This is a genomic window from uncultured Paraglaciecola sp., assembly GCF_937123705.1.
In the GTDB taxonomy this organism is placed as follows: Bacteria; Pseudomonadota; Gammaproteobacteria; order Enterobacterales; family Alteromonadaceae; genus Paraglaciecola.
The window spans coordinates 1-8240 of the sequence record NZ_CAKZKO010000130.1; the positions used below are offsets into that span (position 1 = coordinate 1).

The 8240-nt window shown below is 42.1% G+C and carries 9 protein-coding genes; 5 read left to right on the plus strand and 4 right to left on the minus strand.

Annotation, left to right across the window (positions count from 1 at the left end; all coding sequences use genetic code 11):
- Positions 1–198: 198 nt before the first annotated feature.
- On the minus strand, positions 199–828 hold the full coding sequence (locus Q0688_RS15740) for a hypothetical protein (protein WP_299078878.1): 630 nt from the start codon (positions 826–828) through the stop codon (positions 199–201).
- Between the two features lie 784 nt (positions 829–1612).
- Here Q0688_RS15740 and Q0688_RS15745 point away from each other — a divergent pair.
- Complete coding sequence (locus Q0688_RS15745; protein WP_299078881.1) at positions 1613–2428, plus strand: replication initiation protein; 816 nt, start codon at positions 1613–1615, stop codon at positions 2426–2428.
- 72 nt (positions 2429–2500) lie between these two features.
- Positions 2501–3865 carry a hypothetical protein gene (locus Q0688_RS15750; protein WP_299078884.1) on the plus strand — a complete coding sequence of 455 codons (1365 nt, stop codon included), beginning with the start codon at positions 2501–2503 and terminating at the stop codon, positions 3863–3865.
- 126 nt (positions 3866–3991) lie between these two features.
- Here the strand turns inward: Q0688_RS15750 and Q0688_RS15755 are convergent, their stop codons facing one another.
- The 3 genes from Q0688_RS15755 to Q0688_RS15765 all read right to left on the minus strand — a co-directional run bounded on the left by Q0688_RS15755 (position 3992) and on the right by Q0688_RS15765 (position 5018).
- Complete coding sequence (locus tag Q0688_RS15755; protein WP_299078887.1) at positions 3992–4180, minus strand: hypothetical protein; 189 nt, start codon at positions 4178–4180, stop codon at positions 3992–3994.
- A 32-nt stretch (positions 4181–4212) separates the two neighbouring features.
- Positions 4213–4596 (minus strand): hypothetical protein, encoded by a 384-nt coding sequence (locus Q0688_RS15760; RefSeq protein ID WP_299078889.1) that lies wholly within the window; start codon positions 4594–4596, stop codon positions 4213–4215.
- Between the two features lie 176 nt (positions 4597–4772).
- Entirely contained in the window at positions 4773–5018 is a 246-nt protein-coding gene (locus tag Q0688_RS15765) for a hypothetical protein (RefSeq protein ID WP_299078892.1), read from the minus strand.
- Here Q0688_RS15765 and mobV point away from each other — a divergent pair.
- From mobV to Q0688_RS15780, 3 genes are all read left to right on the plus strand, one after another.
- Complete coding sequence (mobV, locus tag Q0688_RS15770) at positions 4993–5892, plus strand: MobV family relaxase (protein ID WP_299078895.1); 900 nt, start codon at positions 4993–4995, stop codon at positions 5890–5892. The genes Q0688_RS15765 and mobV overlap by 26 nt on opposite strands.
- 318 nt (positions 5893–6210) lie before the next feature.
- Positions 6211–7038, plus strand: coding sequence for a replication initiation protein (locus tag Q0688_RS15775; RefSeq protein ID WP_299078897.1), 828 nt, complete (start codon positions 6211–6213; stop codon positions 7036–7038).
- Between the two features lie 83 nt (positions 7039–7121).
- The coding region (locus tag Q0688_RS15780; protein WP_299078900.1) for a hypothetical protein at positions 7122–8240 on the plus strand (1119 nt) is incomplete at its 3' end.

Below are 8240 nucleotides of genomic sequence, written 5' to 3' on the forward strand. Positions count from 1 at the left end.
TCAGCCTAAATTTGTTGGGATGTTCCCGCAGTTGAGCGACCTTTTTTTAGCAAGGGCTGCATTGCTGCCCTCTTGGGTCGCGATCGACCCAATTCACCCGCTAGGATACGCACTAGCGGATGGCGTGAGTTTACCCTAAGAGCCTTGTTTTTAGCGTCAACTCAAGCAGGTTTTTAGAGGCCAGCTTGTGATGGTGCCTTACTTAATTTCTTTCGCAGTATAGTAATTGCTAGTACTGCTCCAAAATTCCAGGGCGCCTTTTTTGTTGATTAGAAAGTACTCGCCAAACCCATTGCTTTCCAAGGCTTCAACCTTTCTCCCATTTTTATGTTTGGTTATTTTAATCTCTTCAACTGAAGAGCTTTTATCCCCATACAGAGACATCATATAGAACTTTTCATCTTCTTGGTAAACCGTGATTTTAGCCCCTATATACGGGCGGTCATCAACCCATCTTGAAACTATTTCCTTACCCTCACCTAGCTCTCTTTCAGACTCCATTTCTCTTTCTTGCTCAATGGTCAGTCCCAGTATTTTAACGTTTAGATCAGGATTAAAATGAGTTGTTGCCCAGTAACCATTTTTCACTTCAGACATGTTTATAACATACCCAATGAAGGTTCTTTCGTATTGCGCACTCCCCTTTAGTTTCTGGGCTAAACTAGCAAGTTCGTCTTTACTTATCTTCTTATTTAATGAGATATCAATACTGTGTTTTATTCCTGGGATACTGCTTTCCTTTATTACCTCATAGGTGTACTTCGCATCATCTGCGAAAGAGCTGACGCTTAAAAAAAACAATGAAATTAAAGCTAGTGAATATTTCAAATTGATACCTATCTGTCATGTGTTTTAAAGATTGATTTTACCACATTCTAGGAGCTTATTTCTGGCCTACATTAGGGGGTGTAGGGGGCTTCGCCCCTACGGCAAACGCTTGCGCAGCATTCTCCTCATCTCACCCTTAACTCAGGAGCTGATCTTACGGGGTGATTCTTTTGAAAATCTACAGTTCATCATTTGTTAAACCGCTTTTAAAGCTTGCAAGTACCGGGATCGTTCAGAATGCGCTCAGAACGGTTTTTCCCTATGTAGCATAGATTTTATTGGTGTTACCGATAAATCGGCTTAGAAACGATCCTGCGTAGCTTTCAGCCATCTTCTAGTCCGTATCCTTGGGTGAATTGGGCATAGCCCAAGAGGGACAAAGTCCCTTAACTACTTTTGCTTTTGATTGTTTGGCTGGAATGGTCAGAATTAACTTCATAGATGCTAGTGAGCTGACTGGCTCACAAACCCCAAAAATGAGTCCAACTAATTCAAGGTCGATTGTTAAGGTTATCCACAGTTTTTTTATCGGCTTTTCCTTTTTTATCTTTTTAAAACCTTTTTAAAACCTTTTTAGGCGGGCTGAGAGCCGCACTATAGCTACGTTACAGAGGGCTTAGGGCTACATTTTTGGGGTGTTAGGGCTACATTTTTGGGGTGTTAGGGCTACATTTTTGGGGTGTTAGGGCTACATTTTTGGGGTTATAAACTACATTAAATATAATGTAGATTTAAAATGGTTTTTATGTTTATATCTACATTATATTTGGAGTAGATATTCACTATGAGTTTAAGCAACCTAGCTAAAAAAGATGACCGGCAGCAAGTCAGTATGTCCAATGCTCTAGTTAGAGCTGCTCATGGCCTTTCTTTACAAGAAAAACGGTTACTCATGCTTGCGGTAGCAAAACTAGATAGCAGGCTTCCTGTAACGCCTCAAAACATGACTGTAGAAATTAATGTTACTGAATTTGCTAGTGAATATGACATTACCTCAAAGACACTTTATAGCGAAGCCAAAGCGGCTACGGAACAGTTAATGAACCGATACATAAGGTTTAGAGATGGTAAAAGTGAAATACGGATGCAGTGGGTCGGAAGAGCTACATACAAAGAGGGAGAAGGGCTGATTGAACTTGTGTTCTGGCATGAATTGAGTCCTATGCTATTTGAACTAGAGCGGCAGTTTACAAGCTATAGGTTGGGTCGAGCAGGTGGCTTAAGGTCAAAGTATGCGTGGAGGTTATTTGAATTGCTGATGCAATTCAAAAAAACTGGCTACCTAAAAATCCCATTGGATGATTTCCATCATTCAATGGACACGCCAAAATCAATGAGGTCAAAATTTACAAACCTAACTGCACGAGTGATCGAGCCAGCAGTCAAAGAAATTAGAGAGAAAGACGGACTTAAAGTCACTTGGCAACCAATAAAGGAAGGACGGAAAGTAACCACGCTAGAGTTCAAATTTCCCGTTGAACAACAACACGAATTATTCAAAATTGATAAAGCGTTTATTGAGAAGCACGCCAGACCAGGCGAAAGCTACGAACAAGCCGGAAAACGACTAAGGGAGGAAGCCAAGAAACAGACTAAATAGCAGTAACCGCCCTTCCCCAGTGCGTCAACACTGAGGCAGGACTTCACTTAACGATCACCGAAGGATCGAAAAATGCACAACGATATTAACACTAGTTTCAATAGTGAAACACTCATTGCGACGCTGGGTATCATTGCCCTACTGCTTGCGCTTATCGCTTATCAACAACGTGGCCATGCGGATCAGTCGCGTTCATGGCTTGGCTATTCTGCTTTAACCCTAGAATTATTAGCCGGATCAATGGCTATTTACTGGAGTGTTAAAAATGGCTCAGGCTTGCTCACATGGATTTTTGTACTGGGCTTTATTGGCTTAGCAGTCGCGAAGGCTTCCATCGTGCCGGCATTATCTAAAGCGTTTACGGATAGTAATTACCCTGCCCTCGTTTTTGCTATTCCTGCCCTGATCGGTACTTATGGAATTGTCTATTTTGCGGGATCTTTTCATGGAGGTATTGAGGGTGCGGGGAAGTCTGCACAGGAAGCAATCGCAAGCGCCCCCATTCGAGCACTAGACGCACAATTAGAAGCCGCTAGAAACAAGCTAACCAACCTTTCCAACTACGCTGATGCTAATAAGGCCATTGCAGAAAGTACAAAAGCATCAAGCTTGAATACGCAATTAGTCAGTACCAGGGCTGCATTAAGTCGATGCCCTGCAAACTATCTGACTAAGTGCATTAACCCGAACCAACAGAAAATTGACACCCTCCAGAGCCAGTTGAGCGCCCTTACTTACTACTCAGGAAATCAGAACTATTCAGGCACTAAACAACTGATAGCAGACCTTGAGACACAACGGGCGGGGCTGCTTACAGGCGGCAATATTGCCAGTGAATCCGGTCATGGTGCCGATGACAAAATGATAGCGTGGTTGCTCAACATTCCTGAAGAAAAAGCGCGGGACTTGAAATGGTTAATCTTTGTTTTAGCTTTCGATATTTTGAGCTTATTGTTTAGGTTTACAGGTGAATTTGTGAGCCGTGGAATACCAGAAACCAGACTCATTTCCAGACAATTAGAAGTGCTGCTGAAAAATGGCCATTCTCTTTCTGATGCTGCGCTCATGCTAAGCGGTCAAACTGGTTTAATAAGTGGCTCACTAACAAGTGAAAAACGGTTAGAAGCACCTGACGCGTCAGGTTCAAACCAGTCTGAAAATAGCCCTTCCAGTGAGTCCCAAAATACACCACTTTTAGATAATGACGAGCAACTGTATTCGGAGTGGTTACACCAAGTTCAGAACAAGATTATCAAATGCACAAGGAACGATGGAAAAGCGTTTATTAGTGATCGACTAACCAAGGGTAAACAATCCAAAACCATCACGCCAATGGAGATTCAAGACATCCACCGTTCGTGGGTCAATAGAGCGGAAGAAGAGGGCGTATTAAAACCCCTTGGTGGTATCGGAAAAGCATCGCATATCCTAGCGTAATTTACCCCGTCACGGGGCTGTCACTGTTGAAAACAGCCCTCCGGAATAGGCTACATAAGCCCCTCAGTTATACGTCACTGTTCCAAAGAAACAGTGACGTATAACTGATTTTTGTATACCCCCCTGTTACTCGTTTTCTTCTAAATCCTTTTCAATTAAGTACATAATCTGCTGATATGTATAACGCGCGGATTCCGTTTTAGCATGTTTCCGATAGTAGCTAACATTGCCGCTCGTCAACTGCAGCCAGCCTAAGGTTTCACCCTTCACTGACTTAACTTTTATATCAAGAGACATCTCTGTTTTTGTAGCCATAAAATCACCTTAGGCTCGTAAGCCTCTATACATTATTTTGAAATTGCTTTTTGAACTAAAACTCTGAGTCCGTCAGGGACTTTTTTGCTTTTCGTTTTAAGTAAAGCTTCAGACTGTCCTTTAAAAAGAATGGCCCATTTTTCGATCATCTCATCTGTATATTTGAACTGTCCTGTAACTAAAGTTTTTTGCAATTCTTTCACAAGCAATTCCCTGAATTCACGCTCAACCCCTGATGACATAGGAACCTCGCTTTCATTCCATGCAATTGCCTCTTTGAGAACCATAAAACTCTTACCTTTATATTGAATAGTAGGTGCGGCTGAATAAGCTACCAGAAGAAGGGATTCTGTTTCCTTCATAGAGCCAGTTACTAAGGATAAAGGTATTAAAATATCATCGTTAAAGTCACTCATTAGTAAGCCTTTATAGTTCAAAAGATGAACATCATAACAATAAGCTTCGTTAACCATTGTGGATAATTTTTTGTAGCGCGTAGCGATACGGACAACCGCCTTTGTTGCGGAGCATTCCCAATGATTCTTTCAGGATGAATAATTATCAAAGCACTAACTCAGCTTAATTAGTGCGCCTACACCACCCTGATAAACTTCTTTTTACGACCTTCAAAGCGCAGATAATCAAGCAGATTATCGCCGCTCATCGGGTGAAACCCCGAGCGACTTTGCGCAGCAAAGTCTAGTGAGTACTCTTTCACAAAAGCACCCGTCCTGACGCCCTGTCTTTTAACGATAATCTGCGAGTGAGTGAAAATGGCTTTTGCGATCATGAGAGCAAAGAAGTTAAAGACGATGGCGAACGTGACCGCATCGCTCAATCATTGCTACCGGGAACGGGAAACAATGAATGCAGATGCAGAGCGAACACCAGAGAACGAACATAGAGCCGCCGAGTCAACTGCAGAAGCTACAACGAAGTTGAAAGCGATACTGCCAAGCAAGCGAAGAAAGGATGCTGTGTTAGCGATTGAATACGTTTTGACGGCTAGCCCTGAATGGTGGGTAACAGCATCAGGAGCAGAGCAACAACAGTTCTTTGATGCTTCAGAAAAATGGTTAGCGGATAAGTACGGCCAGCAAAATATTATTACTGCCACGATCCACCGCGATGAGACATCGCCACACCTCAGTGCTTTTGTTGCACCGGTGACCCAAGACGGCAGACTGAGCGCGAAAGATTTCATCGGCAATAAAAGTAAAATGTCCAAGGACCAAACTAGTTTTGCATGTGTCGTTCAACACCTGGGGCTGGAAAGAGGTATCGAAGGGAGCAAGGCAACACACCAAAGTATCAAAAAACACTACGCGGCTATTCAAAAAAGTGAAGAGCAAGTAGTGATTGTCAGCCCTGAGTCGGTTGAACCCAAGGTGTTAAAAAAAGGGGTTTTCAGTAAAACGGTTGAATCTTCTGCTCATGTTGCATCGAGACTAACCGAAGCGGTAAAAGATGGTTATCAGGAAGTGGTCGCAAATGCTTCTGTAGCGCTACAGGATAGAAAACGGTTAGCTGATCTAACCATGACTATGGAAAACCAGAGAAATGAGCTTAAAAGGGCACACAGTCCGTTTCAAGGATTAACTAAAAATCAAATACGTAACCTACTGGAACAAGCAGAAGCATTGAAAAAGGAAAACGAGATAAGTAAGTCACAGAGTGTTTCTAAACGATTTCGTGAGGGTAATGAACTGTAGTTGTCTTTGTTTTCTATTTAACAGTTACATTATTTTTTAGATATTTTTATGAGTTATCCACAGCTTTCTGTTTGTTTCTTTGTTTCTTCTTGTTTCTAGGGGCTATAAGCCTATTAAAATCATATAGTTACAGACTTAAAAGTGAAGAATTGACTGTTAACTGTGAAAAATTGACGCTGTAAAGTGAAGAATTGACTGTTAACTGTGAAGCTTTTGGAAACATGATCTTTTAAAATAAAGTGATAGATTTTTAGTCTGTTGCTTTTATTTTAATGTCATGCTATTTTTATTTTTCACTTTAAAAAGGTTTATCTTCGGATGGCAACAACATTAGACGCACAGTTAGCAGGGATACAGAAGCGGCTAGCCGCGCAAAATAAAACAGTTAATACAAATGCTGATTGTGTAGAAGAGCGAGACTTAGCGGATAACACGGTAACTAGATCAAACGCATTAGCTCGCGCTTACTACAGATTTACAATTCCAGAAAAGCGAATAATGGAAGCACTAATAAGTCGATTGCATCCACAGAGGACAGATAACGATTTACAGCATATTAAATTGTTAGCTACCGACTATGCGAAGACTTACAGCACTGAAAACGCTTACAGAGACCTGTCCACTGCCGCACAAGGGTTAATGAGGAAAGTTATAACTACCACTGAAGGTATCAATGTCATTGAAAGCAGTCTTATGGCTCAAGCAGTGTATACAAAAACCGAGGGTACTATTACCTGCACATTTAACCCGTTGATAGTTCATCACCTTATAGGTATGAAGGCTAAATTCAGCTCATACCCACTAAATAAAGTTATAAACTTTAGTAGTTCGTACACTTGGCGACTCTACGAATTATTAGTTAGCTGGGCACAGCCAAAAATTAATACAGGTGGTGTTTTTTGCGGTTGGTTTGATGTAGATGTTGATGAATTACGAAAAATGCTAGGCGTACCCGCATCATATAATCAGGGAAGGTTTAAGAAGTCAGTATTAGAGCATGTTACTAATGAACTATTGCATAAGGCAGAAATAAGGCTACAGCTAACACCCAAGAAAACAGGGCGTAAAATCACATCATATTCAATTAAATTTGCAGAGAACGACCAGCAACAAATACCACTAAATGGAGGCAAAAAAGGCAAATAAAACGAGTTAGAAAGCGCCCTACCGAAGGACGGCAATCCAACGGCAGGACTACATAAATTAACGACGATCGGAGTCGATAAAAAATGCACAACGATATTAACACTAGTTTCAATAGTGAAACACTCATTGCGACACTGGGTATCATTGCCCTACTGCTTGCGCTTATCGCTTATCAACAACGTGGCCATGCGGATCAGTCACGCTCATGGCTTGGTTATTCTGCTTTAACCTTAGAATTATTAGCTGGCTCAATGGCTATTTATTGGAGTGTTAAAAACGGCTCAGGCTTGCTGACTTGGATTTTTGTCCTTGGCTTTGTGGGCTTGGCCGTTGCTAAAGCCTCCATAGTGCCCGCGCTATCCAAAGCCTTTACGGATAGTAACTATCCTGCGTTGGTTTTTGCTATCCCTGCCCTGATTGGTACTTACGGTATTGTCTATTTTGCAGGGTCTTTTCATGGTGGTATTGAAGGCGCTGGAAAGTCTGCACAGGAAGCTACGGCAAGCGCACCTATCCGAGCACTCGACGCACAGCTAGAAGCCGCTAGAAATAAGCTAACGAGTCTTTCGAGCTATGCTGATGCGAATAAGGCCGCTGCAGAAAGTGCAACAGCATCAAAATTGAACACGCAATTAGTCAGTGCCAGGACTGCATTAAGTCGATGCCCTGCAAACTACCTGACTAAGTGCATTAACCCGAACCAGCAGAAAATTGACACTCTCCAGAACCAGTTGAACGCCCTTACTTACTACTCAGGGAATCAGAGCTATTCAGGAACTAAGCAACTGATAGCAGACCTTGAGACACAACGGGCGGAGCTGCTCACAGGTGGCAATATTGCCAGTCAATCAGGCCACGGTGCGGATGATAAAATGATCGCGTGGTTGCTCAACATTCCTGAAGAAAAAGCGCGGGACTTGAAGTGGTTAATCTTTGTTTTAGCCTTCGATATTTTGAGCTTACTTTTCAGGTTTACAGGTGAATTTGTCAGCCGTGGAATACCAGAAGCTAGACTCATTTCTAGACAATTAGAGGTGCTTCTAAAAAACGGCCACTCTCTTTCTGATGCTGCTCTAATGCTAAGCGGTCAAACTGGTTTAATAAGTGGTTTGCTAACAAGCGAAAATCCACGAAAACAACCTGACGCGTCAGGTTCAAACCAGTCTGAAAACGGTTCTTCCAGTGAGTCCCAAAAAACGCCG

What these genes read in the sequence shown, in the direction of transcription:
- Q0688_RS15760 (WP_299078889.1), bottom strand. Translation starts at nt 4,596, where the DNA reads ATGAGTGACTTTAACGATGATATTTTAATACCTTTATCCTTAGTAACT.
- Q0688_RS15750 (WP_299078884.1), top strand. Translation starts at nt 2,501, where the DNA reads ATGCACAACGATATTAACACTAGTTTCAATAGTGAAACACTCATTGCG.
- Q0688_RS15775 (WP_299078897.1), top strand. Translation starts at nt 6,211, where the DNA reads ATGGCAACAACATTAGACGCACAGTTAGCAGGGATACAGAAGCGGCTA.
- Q0688_RS15755 (WP_299078887.1), bottom strand. Translation starts at nt 4,180, where the DNA reads ATGGCTACAAAAACAGAGATGTCTCTTGATATAAAAGTTAAGTCAGTG.
- mobV (WP_299078895.1), top strand. Translation starts at nt 4,993, where the DNA reads ATGGCGAACGTGACCGCATCGCTCAATCATTGCTACCGGGAACGGGAA.
- Q0688_RS15745 (WP_299078881.1), top strand. Translation starts at nt 1,613, where the DNA reads ATGAGTTTAAGCAACCTAGCTAAAAAAGATGACCGGCAGCAAGTCAGT.